The following is a 20,481-nucleotide window of genomic DNA, read 5'->3' on the forward strand; positions in this document are numbered from 1 at the left end:
GCAAAAGATCTAGGCTAGGGCTATGAGTAGTTCTGACAATTCTGGTCGTATTCCGGCATCTGCCAATGCGCGTCGCGCGCCGCTGGGCAATCTGACTGCCGGACGTATCTCCCCCATGCGCTCGGTGCCTGAGTCGATTGAACGCCCCGAGTACATGTTCCACGATGGCCCTGAAAACGTCACTGCCTCGGATATTAAGGATGCGGACACTGTGGAACGGATCCGCCACGCTGGCCGCATTGCCGCCGATGCGCTTCGTGTCGTGGGTGAGGCGGTTCGCCCCGGTGTGACAACCGATGAGCTCGACCGCATCGGACATGATTTTATTGTCGGTGCTGGCGCCTACCCGTCATGCCTGGGTTACATGGGGTATCCGAAGTCGCTGTGTACTTCCATCAACGAGGTCATCTGCCACGGCATTCCTGATGATCGCCCCCTCGAAGATGGCGACATTGTCAACGTCGATATCACGGCGTTTTACGAGGGTGTCCACGGTGACACCTGCGCCATGTTTGAGGTGGGAAATGTTGATCAGGAGTCGCGTCTGCTCAGTGAGAGGACACGCGAAGCGATGATGCGTGGGATCCGGGCGGTCAAACCTGGCCGTGAGATCAACGTGATCGGACGTGTCATTTCGGTGTATGCGAAGCGTTTTGACTACGGCGTGGTGCGCGATTACACCGGACACGGCGTGGGTGAAGCCTTTCACTCGGGTTTGATCATTCCGCACTATGATGCTGCACCACTGTATGACACGGTGATGGAGCCGGGCATGGTGTTCACCATTGAGCCGATGCTGACGCTGGGCACTGTCGAATGGGAGCAGTGGGATGATGACTGGACTGTTGTCACGGCCGATCGTTCCCGCACCGCGCAGTTCGAGCACACGATCGTGGTGACCGAAGATGGCGCCGACATCTTGACGCTGCCGTCGGACGCGTGAGAGTGCAGATGAGCCGGCCTGTACGCCGGGTTCTGTCCTGCTGACCGAAGTCGGCAGCGGCGACCATTCCTCTAGGACCAGTGTTGCCACTGGCCTCAAGCAACCTACCCGCAAGCGTGGAGCGGGCCGCTCGTACTTGCTGCTCGGTTTTGCTCCGGGTGGGGTTTACCTAGCTAGACCAGTCACCTGGCCTACTGGTGGGCTCTTACCCCACCTTTTCACCCTGACCGCTGGTGCGAAGTGTTCTTCGCGCCAGCGGCGGTCTTGTTTCTGTGGCACTTTCCCGCGGGTTTCCCCGGGTGGCTGTTAGCCATCACCCTGCCCTGTGGAGCCCGGACGTTCCTCGTCACCGCATCACGCGGTGCCGCGGCCGCCCGGCCGACTCATCTGCATCCTCGAGTCTACGACGCGCGCGGCGCCAGGGCCTACTTCGATCGGTGTGATTTTCAGGGGACGGCGCACTGTCGGGTGATATCGTGCGGGGGCGGGGTGGAATAGCGTGCGGTCAGGCAAGAACCGCGCGTGGCCGGGGCGACGTTTAGGCGTCGGTTCGCACCACTATCTGGCCGGTGTCGACGCACCAGTACACCTCGTCTGCGGGCAATGCATTTATCTGCTGCAACTCGGCGGGCGAAATTTCGCCGGTGGCTCCTGTGACGACGCCGCCTCGCACCTCCACGATGGCGAAGGGGCTGTGCCGCTGCCAGACCGAGTCGTATTCGGCGATGAGGTCAGAGGGCAGCGAGTCATTCAGGTCAGCTCTCTTGCACTCCAGGTCAGCCAGTTCGAGGTCAGACTGCGCGTTATCATCTTCGAACTGTTTCTTGGTTGCTTCCACGTCCTGCGTCAACGCCTGTGCTTCGCGGATCATGTCGTCTTGTGCTTTTTGGGCAGCTTCGAGGCGTTCTTCAACTTCAAGTTGGTCTTCTTCGAGGCTGTTGAGCCGGGTGCGCATCTGGGCGATTTCGTGTTCCATTGCGTTAATGTCGCGCAGGGGAACTTCATTGCGTTCGATGCGTCCTTCCTGGGCACTCTTGCGTGTGTTGACTCGCTCAATGTCCGCTTCGATGCGCGCCACGTCACGTTTCGTGTCGGCTATCACTGCACTCTGGTTGATCGCAGCACGCTTGAGGTCCTCTGCCCGTCCGGCAAGTTCACGCAGCTTGGCGTGCGCCGGGTGTGTGTCACGCTGGTGTCGCATCTTCATGATGGCGCGATCCAATGACTGCAACTCGAGTAGCGAGCGTTGATCTTCAGGTGATGCCTTCACTGAGTTCCTCCGGTTGTCTGCATGTGAGCCGTCCATGGTTCTGTCACTATGGTAGACGCTGTAATGTCGACGGAGACGTTGTCCGCCTCGGCTTGCTCGCTGAGTCGTTGCGCGAGCACCGGAACCCACGGCCATTCGGTCGCCCAATGGGATCCTGAGATCAGTGCAGGCGCTCCGCCTTCGAGGTGTTCGGACGAGGGGTGGTGGCGCAGATCAGCGGTGACGAACACGTCGGCACCGGATGCGCGTGCCTGCTCAAGCAGGGAATCACCTGCACCGCCTGACACCGCCACACGCGCGACGGTTGATTCCAGGTCTCCGCCCACGAACAGGCCGTGCGGACCGGCAGGCAATGCAGATGCCACTCGCTGCGCAAAGTCACGTAGGGTCACCGGCTCTATGGTTCCGACGCGCCCCAGTCCCACTGAGCGGCCGTCGCGGTCACGTCCCGAGGGGTCCAGCGGCTGCGTGCGTTCCAGTCCCAGCAGGTCTGCCAAAGCATGCGCGACTCCCCGATAGGCGATGTCGGCATTGGTGTGGGCGTTGAACAGTGCGCACTCGCCACGTACGAGTGTGGAGACGACGCGCCCTTTCGGGTCGCTTTCAGGTAGGAACGACACGCCTCGCAGATACAGCGGATGATGTGTGATGATCATGTCGACCTCATTGCTCACAGCTTCGTCGATTACCGCTGCCACGGGATCAACGGCAATGAGAATGCGGCGCACCTCGCGTGAGGGATCTCCCACAATGAGGCCTACCTTGTCCCACTCTTGTGCCGTTTCGGGTGGATACCACCGATCCATCACAGTAACGACATCGCTCACAGTCCACGTTGTAGTCATGGAATTACCCTAAGCGTGTTGGCATGCGATGTGCACAAGGTGGGACGAGGTGTGTCAGTTTGACGCTCTCCTCAGTCGCGCGTGAGACGACGGTGCGTGACGCGGTGCGGGCGGGCTGCGTCAAGACCAAGACGCTCCACCTTGTTGTTCTCGTAGGATTCGAAGTTTCCTTCGAACCAGTACCACTTCGCAGGGTTTTCTTCCGTGCCTTCCCACGCGAGGATGTGCGTGGCAACGCGGTCGAGGAACCAACGGTCGTGGGTGACAACCACCGCGCACCCGGGGAATTCGAGCAGCGCGTTTTCCAGTGATCCAAGTGTTTCCACATCGAGGTCGTTGGTCGGCTCATCCAACAGGAGCAGGTTGCCGCCCTGTTTGAGCGTGAGCGCCAGGTTCAGGCGGTTGCGTTCACCACCGGAAAGCACGCCTGACGGCTTCTGCTGGTCCGGTCCCTTGAATCCGAATGCGGACACGTAGGCTCGCGACGGCATTTCAACGTTGCCGACTTCCAGGAAGTCGAGGCCATCTGAGACAACCTCCCACACTGATTTGTCCGGATCGATGCCCGCACGGTTCTGGTCGACGTATGAGATCTTGACGGTCTCACCGATCCTGAGGTCTCCCCCGTCCAGCGGTTCAAGCCCAACAATGGTCTTGAACAGAGTTGTCTTGCCCACACCGTTCGGACCGATCACACCGACGATTCCGTTGCGCGGCAGTGAGAACGACAGGTCATTGATGAGGACACGGTCACCGAAGCCCTTGTGCAGATTGTTTGCCTCGATCACGATAGAGCCCAAACGAGGCCCTGGCGGGATCTGAATTTCCTCAAAGTCAAGCTTGCGTGTGCGCTCCGCTTCGGCAGCCATCTCTTCGTAGCGTTCCAGACGGGCTCGTGACTTGGCTTGGCGTCCCTTGGGATTGGAACGAACCCAGTCGAGCTCTTCACGCAGCCGCTTGGCCAGTTTCGCATCCTTCTGTCCCTGGACTTTCAGGCGTTTTTCCTTCGTTTCCAGGTAGGTGGAGTAGTTGCCCTCATAGGGGTAGAGGTGACCGCGGTCCACTTCAGCGATCCATTCGGCTACGTGGTCAAGGAAGTAGCGGTCGTGGGTCACTGCGATCACCGCGCCGGCATACGTGGACAGGTGCTTTTCCAGCCACTGCACGGACTCGGCATCCAAGTGGTTCGTTGGCTCATCCAGCAGCAGCAGGTCAGGAGCTTCGATCAGCAGACGGCACAGCGCCACGCGACGACGTTCCCCACCGGAAAGAACCTTCACATCCTGATCGGCAGGCGGGCAGCGCAGTGCGTCCATGGCCTGCTCCAGCTGGGAGTCGATATCCCACGCGTTTGCAGCGTCGATCTCACTTTGCAGCTTGCCCATTTCTTCCATGAGCGCATCAAAGTCGGCGTCCGGGTCAGCCATCTCCTCAGAGATCTTGTTGAAACGCGCGAGCTTGTCGAACGTTTCCCTGGCACCCATCTGCACGTTTTCCAACACGGTTTTCGTGTCGTCGAGTTGGGGTTCCTGCTCGAGGATGCCCACTGTGTAACCGGGTGTCAGACGTGCTTCGCCGTTGCTTGGCTCATCCAGACCCGCCATGATCTTGAGGATCGATGACTTTCCAGCACCGTTAGGACCAACCATGCCGATTTTCGCTCCGGGGAAGAACGACATGGATACGTCATCAAGAATGATCTTGTCGCCATGAGCTTTGCGCGCTTTGATCATTTGGTATATGTACTCAGCCACAGTTCTCCATTTCAAGAAGGGACTCGTCAACTTCGTGTCACTCCATGCTACGGCACGAAGCCCACCCACGGTCAACGTGAGATAACCCGAAATGGCTGATTTTCACCACAAGCGCACTGCCCGCCGATTCGCCGCATTGACGCAGCTCCCTACATACAGTGCTCCGTTCGCACCGCCTCCCTTACACCGCTGCCGTTACCATCTGGGGCGCTGGAGCATCTGCTGTGACCGCATCGCCGCCATCATCGCGCGAGGTCCGGATCTGAAGGTTTCCCGTGCCTCCGTCGTCACGTTCTGCTTCTCCCTCTGGCCGTGATTCCTTTGGCCTATCGAAGTGCGACCACCCGTAGTTCAGGTCGTGCCCGGCGCTGTGCGCCACAATAACCAGTTCGCTCTTAACCTCACCCGCCGCATCTTTCCACGCATTAACGCTGGGCCGTCCAGTCAGCACGATGGGATGCCCCTTGGCAAATGAGGTCGACATATTGTGTGCGAGCTTGTCCCATGCGCGGATCGTGTACCACTGGGGTTCCTGCTCATCGAATTCTCCCCGATCGTTGATGCGCCAACGCGGTGTGGCAAGCCGGAAACGTGTGGTCGTTCGCCCCGTCGCAGTCCTGATTTCCTTCACGTCCGTTCCGATGCGTCCGCGTAATGTCACTGTCATATTCGCGCTCATGAATTGTCCTTTCGTGTTATCGGCCCTGTGCCGTAGGACAATCCTCACCGCGCCAGGCCCTTGTCCAAAGGCTTCGCGGGCAATCTGTGGACACGCACTCAGCCCGCCGCATCCCTGTGGACAACGGCGGGCTGGCAGTGAACTGTGGATAGGGTGTTCCCCTCGTCAATTCTGCTGGGTGGCACCCTCGACAATGCCCAAAGCGGCAACCTCGCCGGCAATCTTCTGGGCGTCTTCACGACTGGGTCCCTGGTCAGAAGGGAAAAGTGCGCGACGGTAGTACTCAAGTTCCTGGATGGATTCACGAATGTCGGCCAGTGCGCGGTGGCCCCCATGCTTCTCAGGTGAGCACTCGTAAACGCACGGGTACCAGCGCTTGGCGAGTTCCTTGATGGAGGACACGTCGATAATGCGGTAGTGCAGGTGGTCGATGACGCGTGGCATGTTCGCGCTCAGGAACAGGCGATCCATTCCGACCGTGTTCCCGGCCAGCAGGGCGCGACCCGACACAGGGACGAATTTCTTGATGTAGTCCAGGACGATGCTCTCGGCTTCCTCCATCGACGCGATGCCGTCCTTGAGCTCGTCAAGCAGGCCGGATTGTGTGTGCATGTTGCGCACATAGTCGTCCATGTGATTCAGCGCCTCCTCAGAGGGCTGGATCAGAATGTCGATTCCGGGGTCCACGACGGTCAGGCTCGCGTCGGTGATCACGACCGCCACTTCGATCAGGGCGTCATGCGCCACGTCAAGACCGGTCATTTCGCAGTCGATCCACACCAGTGGATTCTTCAGTTGCTTCGTCATGTCTCCCAGTGTAGTGACCCGCGCGGGAATGCGGGTGACTAGCTCGGGTGTGCGGATGGTCAAGCGGACGCTCAGGGCCACAGGGACCGTCCGGATTGTCGAGGCAAACAAGGGCGACTGCCGCGACCTGCTGCGGAGTGTCGTACACGTGGACAGCCTCTCCGAATCGGCACACAGGTGAATACACTGAACCCACAAACAACTTGTACACGCAGATGGAAGGAGCGTTGCCGTGGCATCATCTCAGCACGTACCGCCACATTCAGAACTCAACGACACATTGACAGTGACGCTCAATGACATTATGCGTGCCAGCCTGTCCCTGAAAGACGTCGTCAAGCACACGCCGCTGGATGTGTCGGAACGGTTGACGCAGGAACTGGGCGTGCCCGTCTTGCTCAAGCGTGAGGATCAGCAGGTGTGCCGCTCATTCAAAGTGCGCGGCGCGTACGCGAAGATGAGTGCACTGAGCGCGCAGTCGCGTCAACAGGGTGTGGTGTGCGCTTCGGCCGGTAACCATGCTCAGGGTGTGGCGTTCGCATGCGCGCACCTGAACGTACGCGGCACCATCTATCTACCGTCGACCACGCCGCGTCAGAAACGTGAACGTATCGCCGCCATCGGAGGCGAATGGGTGGAACAGGTCATCGTGGATGGCGGTTTTGACCGTGCGAACGCTTTGGCGACGGAGGCTGCGCGCGTCACGGGACGCGAATATGTCCACCCCTACGATGATCCAGGAACAATCGCGGGCGGAGGCACCATCGGTGTCGAACTGGCCGAGCAGATCCCTGCTGACACGTCCTGCGTGCTGGTGCCTGTCGGGGGCGGTGGCCTCATCGCGGGGATTGCGACAGCGCTCAGCCATCTGCGTCCTGACGTGCGTGTCATTGGTGTGGAGCCGGACGGCGCTGCCTCGATGCAGCGCGCCTTTGACGAGGGTGGCCCTACCGCGCTGGATCGTGTTGATTCCTTTGTTGACGGGACCGCTGTCGGGACAGTGGGAACCTTGCCGTTCCAGCTGGCGCAGGAAAACGTGTCCTCTCTTGTGTCGGTGCCCGAAGGGGCCGTGTGCACGGAGATGGTGTCTCTGTATCAAACTGACGGCATCATTGCTGAGCCTGCGGGGGCGCTGGCCAGCACGGCTGCTCGCACGTTGCTGACCGATCCGAAACGGCGCGCTGAGCTCACGGGCAGCGATGAGGGATCCATTGTCTGTGTCGTGTCCGGTGGCAACAATGACTTGAGCCGTTATGCGGAAGTGGTGGAACGCTCGCTGCGTCATGAGGGGCTGCGGCACTATTTTGTTGTGACCTTCCCGCAGCAGCCGGGTGCGTTGCGCCTGTTCCTGTCAGAAGTGTTGGGTCCAGGTGATGACGTGGTGCATTTCGAGTACACGAAGAAGAACAATCGCGAGACCGGGCCTGCGTTGGTGGGGATCGATCTGAGCGATCCGGCAGACATTGAACGGTTGCGCACACGGATGGAAGCCTCTCCCCTGCATGTCGAAGAAGTTGCTCCGGATTCGGAGATTTTCCGTCTGCTGGTGTGAAGTGAGACCACTTCACCTGCCTGTATTCACACCCGAGGGTGCAGGCACGCTATCCTTATGCGAGTAGCCCCCGTAGCTCAATGGATAGAGCAAAGGCCTTCTAATCCTTAGGTTGCAGGTTCGAGTCCTGTCGGGGGCGCATTTCGTGAAGCGACTGGTAGTGCCGACACCAGTTCAGCTGGCGTGTTGCACAACAGACAATGTGCGTCAACCGGTCAAGGTAAACGAAGGGGCTTTTCGTCAACCGGTCAAGGCAAGAGACCACTACTGCCACGTCTCACTATTCAAGATCCGCATAATAGTGCGGGAAAGTCACTGTCGCTGATAAGTGTTCAGTCCGAATCGTCCGCTCATACCTTGACTGGTTGATTCCAGACAGCGCGATGACCTTGACCCGTTGATTCCTACCTTGACCGGTTGACTGGCACTCGCTTCACTGACCGTAACCAGGGCGCTGCTACCTCGATCCGATGATGTCTACCTCGACCTGTTGAGTCCTGCCACAATCAGTTTGATAAGCCGCGTTCTCATACATGCGCTAAGCGTGCTCAATGCTCGTGGACAGCACGTCGATAGTAGGCACGAGCCACGCAGTACCGGAAAGCGTGCTCAATGCTCGTGGACAGCACACGAACAGGGGGCCTACTCTCTGCGGCCGGATTACCAAAATCCCGCCGCGTGGAGCAAGCCCCCTGAGTGAGCCAGTCTCACCGCTTATGCGTGAATGAACAGGAACGAGAAAATCACGTTCAGAACCGTTGCGGCGATCATCGGAACCGCTGTGCGCTTGACCAGTTCAATTGGATTGACGTTAATGGCGCCCGACACGATCAGGACTGCAGCGCACACAGGCGACACCTGACGCATCAGGTTTGACGTTGCCCACATCGAGTTCAACATACGAATGGGCAGCACACCACCGCTTTCGGCCAAGTGAGGGACAACCTCGGAGAAAGCGAAGTACGGAGCGGTACCAGACCCCGTCAGGGTAGACAGCAGCGCGACCGACACGACAAAGATCAAGATGATCAATGCCGCAGCGCCGCTTGAACCTTCCGTCGCATCAGTCAGCATCTTGATGACACCAAGCTGCGTGATACCTTCCACCAGAATTGCGGCGGCGACCAGCAGCGCAACCACGCCGCCCGCTGCCTCACCCATACCGGTGAAAAAGTTCTTACCCGCATCGATCGCCTTGTTCAGTGAACGCAGGCGGATAGCCTCGACAATCATCGCAATGAACAGGGAGACAACGGTGACAGGCAGGATGCCAGCCTCAAACGGGATGACACCCAGACGATTCAGAGCCGCTGAAATGATGATGAGCAGCAGTGGCAGCAACGGCAACAATGCGTAGAACCACGGCAAGTTGGCTGCACGCTTGAGGGCATCCTGGATCGTTGCTTCTGAGGCACTGTTCGATGCGCCCGACGCAAATTTCTCACCCTTCTTCGCAGCCTTCATTTCAGCTCCGGTCGCACCGGTCGCTGCGACAATGCCAGCAGCCACGTCAGCACGTTTGCGTGCATCAACCAGATCGCATCGACGCTGCCACCACATATGAATGAAAGCCGTGATCAGCAGTGTCGGAATCGTCGCTAACGCCACATGGCCAAACACGTACTGCGTGACAGGCATACCAACCAGGTCAGCGCCCTGGATCAGGCCCGCTTCCAGCGGCGTCGGGACAATGGTCGACGACGTCACCACAATTGCGCCCACCGTCAGCGGCGTCAATCCTGATGCCACCAGCGCCGGCAACAGCGTGGCGATGAGCAGCAGCGACAGGGATGCGGCCGACGGCACCACCAGAGACAAGATGTTGCCCAGGATGAAACCGATGGGGATCAGCCAATATGAGCCGTGCAAAGCCCTGAGGGGTTTCGACAAGATGACGACGGCTTTGGCATCTGCGCCGATGTACCGCATGTAGGATACGAAGCCGAACAGCACCATGATCGCCATACCGATTCCGGTGAAGCGATTGGCGAAGATCGATTCGACTATCTGCAGCTCGTCGTAGAACGCATTGCCAGTGGCTTCAATTTCGCGTGTTGCGTTATCGATCTTGCCCATCGCTGCAGCGATCATCATGAGCACGATGCCGACGGTGAAAATTGACGCAGCCGGATGTACCTTCTTGATCACCAGGTATCCGACCGCAGCAATGCCCGCCAGAGCAATAACAATCACGAGGAAAGTAATCATGCGGACCCTTTCTTTGAAATGTTTCACATGCCAAAGCGGCATCACCCGTGCGGTGCCGCCGTGGGGACGAGTCGCACTGTATCAGTGGACAGACCCAAAACTGTGATGATGATGTAATTAATCAGCAAGACGGCGAGGCGTGAGTTGTTCTTCGACAACCTCATCCCCGTCCTTGAACGTGTGCCAGCCGTAGACCTCGTCCCGATCCGACACCACTTCGACAAGTTCCCTATCGCGGTAGACCAGGCCGATCCCGTTTTCTGACGAGTAGGCATCAGTGAAGTCACCCTCGGCCACCATGCGCTGCAGGAGTTCACGACGCTGCGGGTTCACTCCGTAGTGCACGCCGTTGCCGTAGGGAAGGAAGCCGAGGCCATCAGTGACGGGACGCAGGTCCGGCCCGAATGAATCCGTGGCTCCGCCGATGTGCCAGCACATTGATCCGGCGGACACGCCAGCCAGAACAATGCCTTTCTCCCACGCTTCGCGCATGACCTCGTCCAGTCCGTGTGCGCGCCACACTGCCAGCAGGTTCACCACCGATCCCCCGTCAACCCAGATGACGTCCTGGTCCAGGAGGTATTCGCGTGGGTCGTCGACATTCGGCATCATGAAACAGGTCAACGGGTTAAGCTGCCATCCGCGCAACCGTGCCGCCTCCATGCGTTCAGCGATTCGCGCTTTCTGGTCACCGCACGCCGTGGCGAGGTAGCCGATCTTCGGTGCCCGCCCTTCCACGCCTGCCAGCTCCACTGCGTATGCGGCAAGAGGACCATATTCAACGTCGCACCGCCGTCCCGGATGATATGTGCCTGACGTGCCCACAATAAAGCGCTCTCGAGTCATCCCTCACCTCTCAGATTCTTCATGCCGCCGCTGTGATGTGCGGCCACAGGCACCGGATTGCCGTGCTGTTCTTATGTTAACGGAAAGACACGTCCTGTCTGAGTGTTCGGCTGATCCTTCTGGGCACGCACAGCGCATGGATCAGCAGCGTTGCATCATCCACGGCGGCAGCGATCGTACACACAACAAAAGACCCGAACACCTCGCGGGTGTCCGGGTCCTCACGTCATCGAATGACGCGTAAGAAAAATGTCTCAGTCGAGATCGTCGACGCTGAGCAAGCCCTTCTTGTACGCCTTCGCCAGGCGACGGGGCACGCGAATCTCACGACCGGCAACCTTCAGATTGTCGAGCTGGGTGAGATCAGCCTTCCATGCTGACCGGCGAGTGCGGGTGTTCGCTCGGGACATCTTGCGTTTGGGAACTGCCATGGCCCTACCGCTCCTCTTTCTACATTCGTGGACATCACTACCGGCAATAACTGTGCCATGCCTGCTGACAAAATGCCAGCTGCTGACTCCAGTTTCGCTGTGATTTCACTCGCGTACCGGCAACCCAAAAACTCTAGCACGCCAGGGGCGTGACTTTCTTCCCTCTTTGTAGGACTTTGCCCACATTTGTGCCCTCTCACTCCCCTCGTAATTGACGAGGGCGACCATGCGCCGCAGCTGCGTGCCGACACGATAGAGTGACAGCATCATCAATGGAACCACGAGCAAGCGGAGGGGTGACACAGATTCCGTGAACGATATCCGAACGCTTCGTGCGGGAACGCTGATCACCCATGAAATCGAGATCAAACGCTCACGCTTCATCGCCACTGTGGCCCGCGCCGACACCGAAGATGAAGCGCGCGCACTCATCGACATGGTCCGTTCGGAGCACCCACAGGCACGACATAACTGTTCGGCCTACCTCATCAGTGCGGATGGCCGAAACGCAATCCAGCATTCCTCTGACGACGGGGAACCATCGGGCACAGCCGGCACGCCTATGCTTGAAGCCCTCAAAATGTCTGACACGTGGAATGTGACGGCTGTCGTCACCCGTTATTTCGGCGGAGTGCTGCTGGGTGCGGGAGGCCTCATCCGCGCGTATTCGTCAGCGGTGAGCGAGGCACTGGCCCGCGCACCTCACGTGGTCATCAAGACTCTCAACATTGCTCGCATCACTGTCGATTCCAATGATGCCGGTAAGTTCCAGTCGGAGCTGCACAGCGCGAATGTGCCGATTGTGGGCAGCACGTGGGATGCGCGTGTCCACCTCGACATCGCCGCCACTGACGACGACATCGAGCAGTGGGTAGACCGCGCAATGGTTCTGACCCACGGGCAGGCCAGCGTTCACATAACGGGACGAACTCGAATAGAAGTGGACGCATGAGACAAAAACCCGTACAGTGTCGCATGTGATTCACACAGCAACGAACCAGATGAACGCGACACAGGTCGCGCGGCGTTGCGTGCACGCAGTTTCTGCGTGCTTTTTCTGTATCTGCACGGCGGAGTGTCTCTAGGGCGAATAGCCTTCTCCGTACGTCTATGCGTACTGCTGTTCGCCCGCATGGTGATTGAACCAGCCCATTTTTCTTTTTCTTTCCTTCTTGACTTTTTCTCTATGGAGTGATTTTTCATGACCGCTATCGCCGCAAACGTCACTGAACTCATTGGCCGCACCCCCCTCGTCGCTATCAATCGCCTCGCGGGCGACAACGCCCACGTCATCGCAAAAGTAGAGGCGTTCAACCCTGCGTCATCTGTCAAGGACCGTATTGCTGCCGCCATCATCGACGCTGCCGAGGAATCGGGCGCCCTCAAGGAAGGCGGAACTATCATCGAGGCCACCTCAGGCAACACGGGTGTCGCACTGGCAATGGTGGGCGCCTCGCGTGGTTACCACGTGGTCATCGCGATGCCCTCGTCGATGAGCATTGAGCGCCGCCTGCTGATGAAAGCCTTCGGCGCTGAACTGGTGCTGACCGACCCGAAGGACGGCATCTACGGTGCCGTGGCCGCAGCCGAGAAGATTCGTGACGAACGTGAAGGCTCAATCATCGCCTCACAGTTCACCAACCCTGCCAACCCGCAAATACACCGCGTCACAACCGCGGAAGAAATCTGGGCGGATACCGACGGCACGGTGAATATCGTCGTTGCCGGAGTTGGAACTGGCGGCACGATCTCAGGTGTGGGCGACGCGCTCAAACAGAAGAACCCTGATATCCAGATCATCGCCGTGCAGCCCGCTGAATCCCCTATGCTGACCGGTGGCGCAAGTGGCCCCCACGGCATCCAGGGAATTGGACCGAACTTCGTGGCCGACACATATAACGCGCAAGTCGTCGATGAGGTGATAGATATCGACACCCCCACTGCTCTCACCTTTGCCCGCCGCGCCGCTGCTGAAGAAGGCCTGCTTGTCGGCATTTCCTCGGGTGCTGCCCTGGCTGCGGCAGCCCAGGTTGCTGAGCGTGCTGAAAACGCCGGTAAGAACATCGTGGTCGTGTTGCCTGATACGGGCGAGCGATACCTGTCAACTGCGCTGTTTGAAGATCTGCGCGACGACAACGAGTAATACTGATACTGATCGGTCTCACGTGTGGGTGGCATGAGCGGTGTGCTCCTGTCACCCACACTGGGGATCTCGGCCACTGATTGAATAAGAGGCATCATGGCACTTTCTCCCTCACGTGCGCTTAAGCTTCTGCGAGAGGACCTCGACACTGCGCTCAAACGTGACCCAGCTGCACGATCGCGCACTGAAGTGGCGTTGACCTACCCTGGTGTGCACGCCCTGTGGAGTCACCGTGTTGCGCACGCACTGTGGCAGCGCAATGTGCGTATACCGGCTCGCCTGATTTCCTCTTTCGCCCGTGTCATGACTGGAGTTGATATCCATCCGGCCGCGCAGATCGGCCATCAGGTTTTCATTGACCATGCGACCGGTGTCGTGATCGGCCAGACGACTGAAGTGGGCGACGACGTCGTGATCTTCCATGGTGTCACGCTGGGCGGTGTGTCGATGAGTCCGGGGAAGCGTCACCCCACAGTGGGGCACCATGTCATGATCGGTGCGGGCGCAAAAGTTCTGGGCCCGATCACCATCGGTGACAATTCAAAGGTGGGGGCGAACGCCGTGGTGACCCGCGATGTTCCGGAATGTTCGGTGGCCTTGGGGGTTCCAGCTAGGTCGCATCCTTCCCCCGAATCGGTGGAAGAGCCCGATGATGAGCTGATTGTGGATCCGAACTCCTACGTGGATCCATCCCTGCTGATTTAACCAAGGTTTCTCGGCCTCTGCGCTGCGCTTCCCCCTCGGCCCACACCGCATGTTGCACGTGCTCACGCCAATGTGTGTGACACCGGAGGTGACGTCACCTGCCAAAATACCCACAAACGTGCGCCAGGTCACGTAGGCTAAGGGCATGACGAAGCGAACGTTGCAAGCTTCTTTGAATACGTTGGCCGATGTCGATCAGCCCCAGGGCGTCCAGCTTGCCACCCTCACGAGGTACGACATCCCAGCGTTGGCATCGCTCCATGTCATCGCCTATGGAGCGCCCTCCACTGCGGAGAACCTGTGGGAATCAACGGATGAAATGCGTCTGTATTTTGAAGGTGCGTTTGGTCAGCCTCGTGACGACTCGTTCATCGGCGCGTGGCGTGACGGAAGCCTAGTGGGAGCGATCCTGTGCGTCACCGATGTTGTGTGGGATGATGCTCCGCGCGGTCCGTTCGTCATTGACTTGATTGTTGATCCTGAATGTCGTCGTGAAGGCATTGCAACGGTGCTCATTGCCGAGCTTGCCCGCCGTTGCGCGTCGTGGGGTGAAAATGACTTGTCCTTGCGCCTTGATCTGAAATCCGCGCCCGACGCGCAGAAGTTCTACGACGCACTCGGTTTTGTGGAGGTCAACGCCGAATCGGACGATTCCGCGTCCTAGGTCCTCCCCTGCTCGCTGCAGACGCCTGTCTGCTTCGTTTCTCTACCGGCTTTCGTCCGTCTTCTATTTTGCATGGGCCTGTACGCCCGAGCTAGCTCCGGCTTGCATCCATGACCACTGCGGGTCACCGCACCTAGGCGCCCTAACACGATTGACGAGGGCGACCCATCCGATGTTCGGTGTACACCACCAGTGCGTGAGTCGCCCTCGTCAATGTCGTATTCAGCTGAACATTACCTAGCCTGTCGGCGCCTTGCTGCAACCAAGGAGAGCCCACCAATCAGGCTGATTCCAACAAGTGCGGGCACGAGGCTTCCGACTGTGGAGCCGGTACGCGCAACCGTTGCCTTGTAGCCGGCTTGAGCGGATGCCGCTCCTGCCTTACCCCCGTTGCCGTTTTCTGGCCGGTTCACGTCGCCACCAAGATTGCCCTCGCCCTTTCCACTACCGGCATCGGCGTTCCCGCCCTCGTCTTTACCCGCATCGGCATCGGCGTTTGCATCACCATCTGCAGGCTTGGTGTCGGACTTACTCGGTCCAGTGGCCTTCAGAGACAAGCTATCCATCTGCACCCACTGGTCAGCAGTAGGGGCAGCGTCTACGAAAATATCGATCTGGCTGTTGCTTCCCGAGTCGAATTCCACAACAAAGCGCGTGTATCCGGCCAAGTGTGTGAATTCCTGAGAGGCAAGAACCTGTCCGCCTGGACCGGTTTGACGCGCACCCACCGTTCCCTTGTCAGTGCGCTGCGGGTTGTCAGGACCAGTCGTCACGAACGCTGTCATCTTGTAGTGAGTGTTGGGTGTGACGGTTACTGTCTGGGAAAGCTCCAACGTGCCTTGGTTGTTCCGCATCCATGCCTGGTGTTCTGACCCATATGCCCAATCCGGCTTGCCATCAAGACCGCAAGGTCCGTGGCATTGCCAATGGGGACTCATACCGCCATTCTCTACGCGCTCAAAACCGGGGTCCTTAACGAGGTTCGGGTGGATCACATTGCCATCCTTATCTACCTCGAATGCCATCTGGAAAATGTTGTAGGAGCCCCAGATTGACATGGCGAAATGCACTTCTGAACCTGAATTCCACGGGTGCATGTACGGTGCATACATTCCGGGATAATCCAGTGAGGTTGCCACTACTGTCTTGTCTGACCACGGACCTTCCGGACGATCTGCCAGGCGGTACACCACGTCAAAGATTCCCGCTTCGTCTGAATCAGTGGTGTACATCAGCATCCACTTGTTCAGGTATGAGTTGTACTGCAAAGACAGTTCCGTCGTTGGAGCTTCAATGATGTCGGCCGCGGTACCCTCGTCGTCACCCCACTCGCTGCCGTTCCAGTACTGGTAAGCATCCTTTTCGAGGATCTTGTTCTCATCAACCCTGGCGATGCGGATGGCACCGAAGCGACCATTCGGCGTGCCCATCATGTAGACGAAGCCATCGCCTTGACCGTGAGCAAAGCCCACCATCTGAAAGTTATTGGACCACTTGTCATCGTTGGTCCACTGCGGGCCGTCGGTCGTATTCCAGGTTTCTCCCCCGTCATCGGAGTACGCGATACGGGAATAGTTCGTGAACCATTCTCCGGGGACGCCCCACTTATTGACGGACATGAACGCCAAATACTGCCGGCCGCCCACCGCGATGCCGCCGGTGGGAATAGTGGTGTGCTCGGTTTCAGGGATCTTGAGCGAGGGAATGATCTCCCGCGCTTTTCCGTTCTCATCGACCACGGCAGAATCGAACAGGATTCCGTCTTCAGCGAAGTTCCTGGTGGACGAACGCAGCAGTGCATTCGAACGCCAGTCTTCTCCGCCGCCACCATTGCCGCTCCATTCGCCGAAGGTGTCACCAACAGCGAATAACACATGACCGTCTCCGTCATCCCACATGATTCCAAGGTCGGTTCCCTGGATTTTCATGGTCTGGGCGGTGTTTGTAAAACCTTTAGCACCTGTCAGCTGAGCGACAACGCGTGCAGCCGAAGGATGAGCGTATGGCTTCTCCGCCTCGGGTGCGGCTGGATCGGCAGCGCACGCTGTTCCTGCCAGACACAGCGCGCCGGCGCATGCGCAGGCAGCAATGATTGCTCCTCGTCGAGTGAATAAGCAGCGCCCTGGTGGTGAGATAGACTCACGCATAGCGTGTCCTTTCCTTGGATGGGTGTGTCGGCCGTGACCGTCGTCCTCATCGATGAGGACGCTCCTACTTCAGACCGGACATTTTGATGTTGCCAATGATCTGGCGCTGGAAAATAAGGAAGATGATGATCACTGGCGCCGCTGACAGGACAGAGCCCGCCATGAGTAGACCCAGTTCAGAGGTACGTTCCGAGCGGAACGTCGCAAGGTATTGCTGGAGCTGGTACTTCTCCGGGGACGTGATGGTCAGAATCGGCCACACGTATGCATTCCAGTATCCCAGGAAGGACGTGATGCCCATGACGACGAACGGAGGCTTCGACAGGGGCAGGAACAGACGCACGAAAATCTGGAAACGCCCGCACCCATCCAGCATGGCTGCCTCTTCGAGGGATGAGGGGATCGACAGGTAGAACTGTCGGATAAAGAAGATCATTCCCGCGTTCGCGACACCGGGAATAACCAGAACGGCCAGAGTATCCAGCATGCGTAACTTCGTCACAACGATGAAGCTGGTCAGCAGAATCGTCATACCCGGAATGAACATCGTCGTGATCATGACGACCCACAGGATTTTCTTGAAGCGGAACTCCAGGCGTGCGAACGCATAGGCAGCAAGTGAGTTGACGGTCAGGCTGGCAGTCATGAAGAGCAGCGCACCCAGAAGCGTCCACAGCAATGCGCGGATGAACGTGGGATCCTGCGCGATGCGCGCGTAGTTTTCCCAGTGCCACACTTCGGGGAAGAACTGGAAGGGAGTCTGAACAACTTCGGTCTTTGCCTTGAATCCTGCGATGACCATCCACAGCAGGGGGAACAGTGCAGCGAAGATGAAGATCGCACCGAACAGGCCTTTGATCAGGATGACCGGCCACCATTGTTTCCGGTGGAACTGCGGTGCTGCTGCCTGTTCTTTCTTCGTGGAGTCCGATGTCTCCATTGCGGTGCTGACACCCGTCGACGTTGACATTACTGACATGATTAATCCACCAGCTTCTCGGAGTTCACGAATTTGAAGATCAGTGCGGAGAGGGTTCCCAGAACCAGGAACATCAGCAGGGCTGCTGCAATCGAGTAGCCCACGTTCATGTCTCCGCGGAAGTGATTGAAGATGAACAGGTTCGGTGTGGTTGTCGAATCCAACGGCCCGCCGCCGGTCATGACCAGCGGGAGCTCGTACTGTTGGATCGCGCCGATAATGCCTGTTACCAGCAGATACAACCCCACATTCTTCATCTGCGGCAATGTGATGTAGAAGGTCTTTTGCCACCAGTTCGCTCCCTCGAGCGAGGCGGCTTCGTAGAACTCGCTGGGGATGTCAATCATGGCTGCCACCATGATCAGGGATGTGAGGCCCATTCCCAGCCAGATTGCCGGGACTGCGATGGCCAGAAGCGCCCACTGGGGGTCACCCAGCCATGCGATTGGTTCAACTCCGAAGAACCCGAGGAACCAGTTCAAAATGCCGCCGGAGTAGTCATAGATCAACACGAAGATGATCGAGGTAATAACGCCGGAAATAATGGTCGGCAGATAGATGCTGACCTTCAACGTGTCAGCAAATCTGCGCGACACAGATACGACAAGACTGGAAAAGAGGAATGCGAGAACCAACGTGGTGGGCACGGTGAACAGAACGAACATGAAACCGCGTTTAATGGCGGCGATAAACAGCGGGTCCTTGAGGACGTCCGTGTAGTTCTTGAACGCAACGAATACTGCGGGCTTGTAAAAGCTCCAGTCCTGGAATGACAGGTACGCTGCGTAAATTGCTGGCCACACCACGAAGATCCCGAGCAGCACAAAGGCGGGAAGGATCAAGAGGTATGCGAGTCGTCCATCACGGAAACGGAACTTCTTTGAGTCCTTCCGCACCTTTGTACTGGACATCGGGATTCCTTTCTTCAGCCTGGGAACAGTCCTATGACAGGGCTGAATTACTTATCGCCGGGAGCAGATGCTTTCTCGGGAAGGCTCTCACGATCGATCACGGTCTGGATCGCCTTCTCAGCAGTGTCGATCGCCTGGTCAGCGGTCGCGGCACCCTTCATCACGGTCTCCATCGCCGTGCCGACTGCCATCGAGACATCCCACGGGTAGGCAACGCTTGGAATGGCATCGGGAGCAATCTCAGTCATGATGACGTCTGACCACGGAGCGGACTTGGCCTCTTCAGTGGCGGCCACGCCTTCCTGAACGTCGTCGCGCGGAGGAATCTTGGTGAACTGGGTGGCAACATAGAACGGAACGAGGTTCTCAACGTCTCCGGCCAGAACCCATTCGAGGAACTTGCCTGCTTCTTCAGGGTGCTTGGCCTTTGCGTCAACAACCCACTTGAAGTCACCCAGTGTGGTGGTGGTTCGTCCCTCTCCGTTCGGTGAGCTCGGGAACAGGCCCAGACCCGTGTTCGTCAGCATGTCCTGGTAGTCGGAGCCAACCTCGGACATCATCCAGGAACCGGACACCTTGTAGGCCACCTTCTTTTCACCGAATTCCTTGGCTTCCAGGTAGCTGCCCAGAGGCTGCTTGGCCATGTAGCCGTTGTCCCACAGATCCTTGTAGAACTGCATGAGGTCACGGTAGCCCTGGTCGTTGATGTTCGGTGCGCTCCAGTCATCGGTCAGTGCGTTGTGTCCGGAAGCATTGAACTGCTGGCCCACAGATGCCCAGGCGAATGTGCCGGCATCAGATGCCGGGGAAATGCAGTACTGACCATCCGACAGGGTTGGCTGAATCTTCGCGCAGTTGTCGAGCAGATCCTGCCACGTCTTCGGTGCCTGCTCAGCGTCAAGGCCGGCAGCGGAGACCATTTCCTTGTTCCAGAACAGCACTGTCTGCGGCTCCAGAACCAGCGGGTATGCGTAGTAAGTGCCATCAATCTGGGAAACCGAACGTGCCAGGTCGGTCATCTTGTCCAGGCCTTCCTTGGACACGATCGAATCCAGATCGTGGAACTGAGCGGCATTCACGCCGTCATTGAGCGGTCCGGCGAAGGTGTAAATGTCGGGACTCTTGTTTGCTGCCTGCGCCGACTTCATCTTCTGATCCCACGCGTCGGCCGGTACTTCTGTGTCGACTACGGTGATCTCGTCCTGCGCCTCGTTGAACTTCTGAACGATGTTCTTGTACCACTCATTTTCCACGGGGGTGAATGTGCGGTGCCAGAATTCAATGGTCGTGCCGCCCTCGGATGATGACCCCGAGGCTGCTGCGCCGCTTTCTGAACCTGCGGGTTCACCTGGCGTTCCCGAGCCACATCCTCCTACGAGAACAGATGCCAAGGTGAACGACGCAATCCCTGCCCACGCCCACCTGCTCTTTCCTGAATTCATGGTGTCTCCTCTTCGATATGACTCAACGTTGAGTCCGTTAGCCCTATCTCGCGTTGTGATGATCTTTGAGCATTCCACCAGTGGAAAACTCGCTGATTATGGCACCTGGAAGCCAATGGTTAATTGACCCTGACTACCTGGTGCTCTACACTATA

18 protein-coding genes, 1 tRNA gene and 1 other RNA gene are annotated in these 20,481 nt (G+C 58.2%); 7 read left to right on the forward strand and 13 right to left on the reverse strand.

The window, feature by feature from the left end; genetic code table 11:
- The first annotated feature begins 22 nt into the window (after window positions 1–22).
- Window positions 23–943: a type I methionyl aminopeptidase gene (map, locus tag QP093_RS05930; protein WP_285015551.1), complete on the forward strand. Its 921-nt coding sequence runs from the start codon at window positions 23–25 to the stop codon at window positions 941–943.
- Between the two features lie 5 nt (window positions 944–948).
- Here map and rnpB read toward each other — a convergent pair.
- The 6 genes from rnpB to orn all read right to left on the reverse strand — a co-directional run bounded on the left by rnpB (window position 949) and on the right by orn (window position 6,298).
- Window positions 949–1,329, reverse strand: an RNA gene (gene rnpB / locus QP093_RS05935) — RNase P RNA component class A.
- Window positions 1,330–1,481: 152 nt separating this feature from the next.
- Window positions 1,482–2,213 (reverse strand): zinc ribbon domain-containing protein, encoded by a 732-nt coding sequence (locus QP093_RS05940; RefSeq protein WP_058236933.1) that lies wholly within the window; start codon window positions 2,211–2,213, stop codon window positions 1,482–1,484.
- Entirely contained in the window at window positions 2,210–3,058 is an 849-nt protein-coding gene (locus tag QP093_RS05945; protein WP_285015553.1) for a Nif3-like dinuclear metal center hexameric protein, read from the reverse strand. Before QP093_RS05945 ends, QP093_RS05940 begins: the two co-directional genes overlap by 4 nt.
- A gap of 71 nt (window positions 3,059–3,129) precedes the next feature.
- Complete coding sequence (gene ettA, locus QP093_RS05950; protein WP_092648642.1) at window positions 3,130–4,812, reverse strand: energy-dependent translational throttle protein EttA; 1,683 nt, start codon at window positions 4,810–4,812, stop codon at window positions 3,130–3,132.
- A 181-nt stretch (window positions 4,813–4,993) separates the two neighbouring features.
- Entirely contained in the window at window positions 4,994–5,491 is a 498-nt protein-coding gene (locus tag QP093_RS05955) for a single-stranded DNA-binding protein (RefSeq protein ID WP_070725180.1), read from the reverse strand.
- Window positions 5,492–5,656: 165 nt separating this feature from the next.
- Window positions 5,657–6,298 (reverse strand): oligoribonuclease, encoded by a 642-nt coding sequence (gene orn, locus QP093_RS05960; RefSeq protein ID WP_285015560.1) that lies wholly within the window; start codon window positions 6,296–6,298, stop codon window positions 5,657–5,659.
- Window positions 6,299–6,530: 232 nt separating this feature from the next.
- On the opposite strand from orn, the gene ilvA reads away from it, so the two are divergent.
- Window positions 6,531–7,850 carry a threonine ammonia-lyase IlvA gene (gene ilvA / locus QP093_RS05965; RefSeq protein ID WP_502929393.1) on the forward strand — a complete coding sequence of 440 codons (1,320 nt, stop codon included), beginning with the start codon at window positions 6,531–6,533 and terminating at the stop codon, window positions 7,848–7,850.
- Between the two features lie 66 nt (window positions 7,851–7,916).
- Window positions 7,917–7,989: transfer RNA gene (locus QP093_RS05970), tRNA-Arg, on the forward strand.
- 575 nt (window positions 7,990–8,564) lie between these two features.
- Here QP093_RS05970 and dcuC read toward each other — a convergent pair.
- The 3 genes from dcuC to rpmF all read right to left on the reverse strand — a co-directional run bounded on the left by dcuC (window position 8,565) and on the right by rpmF (window position 11,335).
- Window positions 8,565–10,058 carry a C4-dicarboxylate transporter DcuC gene (gene dcuC, locus QP093_RS05975; RefSeq protein WP_285015563.1) on the reverse strand — a complete coding sequence of 498 codons (1,494 nt, stop codon included), beginning with the start codon at window positions 10,056–10,058 and terminating at the stop codon, window positions 8,565–8,567.
- A 117-nt stretch (window positions 10,059–10,175) separates the two neighbouring features.
- Window positions 10,176–10,904: a Type 1 glutamine amidotransferase-like domain-containing protein gene (locus QP093_RS05980; protein WP_285015566.1), complete on the reverse strand. Its 729-nt coding sequence runs from the start codon at window positions 10,902–10,904 to the stop codon at window positions 10,176–10,178.
- Window positions 10,905–11,158: 254 nt separating this feature from the next.
- Complete coding sequence (rpmF, locus tag QP093_RS05985) at window positions 11,159–11,335, reverse strand: 50S ribosomal protein L32 (protein WP_058236940.1); 177 nt, start codon at window positions 11,333–11,335, stop codon at window positions 11,159–11,161.
- 310 nt (window positions 11,336–11,645) lie between these two features.
- Here rpmF and QP093_RS05990 point away from each other — a divergent pair, with 310 nt between their 5' ends.
- The 4 genes from QP093_RS05990 (at window position 11,646) to QP093_RS06005 (ending at window position 14,847) form a co-directional block, all read left to right on the forward strand.
- A complete protein-coding gene (locus tag QP093_RS05990) occupies window positions 11,646–12,287 on the forward strand; it encodes a YigZ family protein (RefSeq protein WP_285015569.1) in 642 nt (213 codons plus the stop codon).
- Between the two features lie 249 nt (window positions 12,288–12,536).
- Entirely contained in the window at window positions 12,537–13,478 is a 942-nt protein-coding gene (cysK, locus tag QP093_RS05995; RefSeq protein WP_285015572.1) for a cysteine synthase A, read from the forward strand.
- A 96-nt stretch (window positions 13,479–13,574) separates the two neighbouring features.
- A complete protein-coding gene (gene cysE, locus QP093_RS06000) occupies window positions 13,575–14,183 on the forward strand; it encodes a serine O-acetyltransferase (RefSeq protein WP_058236943.1) in 609 nt (202 codons plus the stop codon).
- 145 nt (window positions 14,184–14,328) lie between these two features.
- Window positions 14,329–14,847, forward strand: a complete 519-nt coding sequence (locus tag QP093_RS06005; protein ID WP_058236944.1) for a GNAT family N-acetyltransferase — start codon at window positions 14,329–14,331, stop codon at window positions 14,845–14,847.
- A 233-nt stretch (window positions 14,848–15,080) separates the two neighbouring features.
- On the opposite strand, the gene QP093_RS06010 is transcribed toward QP093_RS06005, so the two are convergent.
- From QP093_RS06010 to QP093_RS06025, 4 genes are all read right to left on the reverse strand, one after another.
- Window positions 15,081–16,994: a glycoside hydrolase family 183 protein gene (locus tag QP093_RS06010; RefSeq protein WP_285015576.1), complete on the reverse strand. Its 1,914-nt coding sequence runs from the start codon at window positions 16,992–16,994 to the stop codon at window positions 15,081–15,083.
- 64 nt (window positions 16,995–17,058) lie between these two features.
- Window positions 17,059–17,973: a carbohydrate ABC transporter permease gene (locus tag QP093_RS06015; protein WP_285015578.1), complete on the reverse strand. Its 915-nt coding sequence runs from the start codon at window positions 17,971–17,973 to the stop codon at window positions 17,059–17,061.
- A 2-nt stretch (window positions 17,974–17,975) separates the two neighbouring features.
- Entirely contained in the window at window positions 17,976–18,884 is a 909-nt protein-coding gene (locus QP093_RS06020; protein WP_058236947.1) for a carbohydrate ABC transporter permease, read from the reverse strand.
- A gap of 47 nt (window positions 18,885–18,931) precedes the next feature.
- Entirely contained in the window at window positions 18,932–20,326 is a 1,395-nt protein-coding gene (locus QP093_RS06025) for an ABC transporter substrate-binding protein (protein ID WP_285015581.1), read from the reverse strand.
- Between the last annotated feature and the right edge of the window lie 155 nt (window positions 20,327–20,481).

Source organism: Pauljensenia sp. UMB10120 (assembly GCF_030212035.1).
Lineage (GTDB): Bacteria > Actinomycetota > Actinomycetes > Actinomycetales > Actinomycetaceae > Pauljensenia > Pauljensenia radingae_A.

Coding starts and splice junctions, on each gene's coding strand:
- dcuC (WP_285015563.1), bottom strand. CDS start 10,058: ATGATTACTTTCCTCGTGATTGTTATTGCTCTGGCGGGCATTGCTGCG.
- map (WP_285015551.1), top strand. CDS start 23: ATGAGTAGTTCTGACAATTCTGGTCGTATTCCGGCATCTGCCAATGCG.
- rpmF (WP_058236940.1), bottom strand. CDS start 11,335: ATGGCAGTTCCCAAACGCAAGATGTCCCGAGCGAACACCCGCACTCGC.
- QP093_RS05980 (WP_285015566.1), bottom strand. CDS start 10,904: ATGACTCGAGAGCGCTTTATTGTGGGCACGTCAGGCACATATCATCCG.
- QP093_RS06020 (WP_058236947.1), bottom strand. CDS start 18,884: ATGTCCAGTACAAAGGTGCGGAAGGACTCAAAGAAGTTCCGTTTCCGT.
- QP093_RS06015 (WP_285015578.1), bottom strand. CDS start 17,973: ATGTCAGTAATGTCAACGTCGACGGGTGTCAGCACCGCAATGGAGACA.
- orn (WP_285015560.1), bottom strand. CDS start 6,298: ATGACGAAGCAACTGAAGAATCCACTGGTGTGGATCGACTGCGAAATG.
- QP093_RS06010 (WP_285015576.1), bottom strand. CDS start 16,994: ATGCGTGAGTCTATCTCACCACCAGGGCGCTGCTTATTCACTCGACGA.
- QP093_RS05945 (WP_285015553.1), bottom strand. CDS start 3,058: ATGACTACAACGTGGACTGTGAGCGATGTCGTTACTGTGATGGATCGG.
- cysE (WP_058236943.1), top strand. CDS start 13,575: ATGGCACTTTCTCCCTCACGTGCGCTTAAGCTTCTGCGAGAGGACCTC.
- QP093_RS06025 (WP_285015581.1), bottom strand. CDS start 20,326: ATGAATTCAGGAAAGAGCAGGTGGGCGTGGGCAGGGATTGCGTCGTTC.
- QP093_RS05955 (WP_070725180.1), bottom strand. CDS start 5,491: ATGAGCGCGAATATGACAGTGACATTACGCGGACGCATCGGAACGGAC.
- QP093_RS06005 (WP_058236944.1), top strand. CDS start 14,329: ATGACGAAGCGAACGTTGCAAGCTTCTTTGAATACGTTGGCCGATGTC.
- cysK (WP_285015572.1), top strand. CDS start 12,537: ATGACCGCTATCGCCGCAAACGTCACTGAACTCATTGGCCGCACCCCC.